Origin of the sequence: Streptococcus mitis (genome assembly GCF_008763935.1) — a bacterium.
Classification (GTDB): Bacteria; Bacillota; Bacilli; order Lactobacillales; family Streptococcaceae; genus Streptococcus; species Streptococcus mitis_DB.
Map to the genome: position 1 here is coordinate 149,703 of NZ_VTQF01000001.1, position 1,203 is coordinate 150,905.

Genomic DNA, 1,203 nt, shown 5'->3' on the forward strand with positions numbered 1-1,203 from the left:
GTGCTAAAGGTGAAAAAGGGGACCGAGGCGAACGCGGTCTAACTGGAGCACAAGGTGCTAAAGGTGAAAAAGGAGACCAAGGTGAACGCGGTCTAACCGGAGCACAAGGTGCCAAAGGTGAAAAAGGAGACCAAGGTCAGGCAGGTCGTGACGGTGTAACTCCAACCGTAACCGTTAAAGATAATAAAGAAGACGGTACTCACACTATCACTATTAACGACGGTAGAGGTAATGTTACAAGTACTGTTGTAAGAGATGGTTTCGATGGAGCAAGCCCATTAGTTGCTACTCAACGAAATGAAGCCGATAAAACAACAACTGTTATCTTCTATTATGATCAAAATGACAACAACGAATTTGATGCAGGAGATACAAAACTAAAAGAAGTTGTCATTGCAGATGGTGCCAAAGGTGAAAAAGGAGAACGTGGAGACCGTGGTGAAACAGGAGCAGCGGGACGTGACGGAAAAACTCCAAAAATCACAACTGCTCGTGGAGCAGACGGCCGTAGTACTGATATTACATTTACTATTCCTGGTGAAGAACCTGTAACAGTTAACATTAAAGATGGTAAAGATGGACGTACACCAACCATCGACTTAAATGCCTTAGCTGAAGCAGCAGCAAGATTAAACAATCAAAGAAGCGGAAGAGTAAGAAGAGCTTTAGCAGACGCCCCATCTACAGCACCAGCAGAAAAACCAAGAGAAGGTACTCTTATTACAGCGTACTTTGATAACAATGGTAATGGTCGATACGATGAAGGTATAGATGAATTAATTGCTAAACAACCAATTTATAATGGTACAGACGGTGCCAATGGTGCAGCAGGTGCAGCCGGACGTAATGGTGCTGAACTATTAAGTGGACCTAAACCACCAACATCAAATGATGGTAAAGATGGTGACACTTATATCGATGCAACTACAGGTGACGTTTATAAGAAAGAAAACGGAACTTGGGATAAGATTGGTAACATTCGTGGACCTCAAGGTCTAAAAGGTGAAGCCGGAGTTGCAGGACCACAAGGGCCACAAGGGCTACAAGGACCTAAGGGTGACCAGGGTGCTCAAGGTCTTCAAGGACGTGATGGTCAAGACGGAGCACAAGGTTTACCAGGACGCGACGGACGTGATGGCGCAGCAGGTCGTGACGGACGTGATGGACGCGACGGAAAAGACGTCTTGAACGGCAAAGTTAACC

The 1,203-nt window shown here is 45.5% G+C and carries 1 pseudogene; it reads left to right on the forward strand.

From position 1 onward, the window contains the following. Window positions 1–1,203 (forward strand): annotated as a pseudogene (locus F9B91_RS11375) (YSIRK signal domain/LPXTG anchor domain surface protein); the annotation flags it as partial.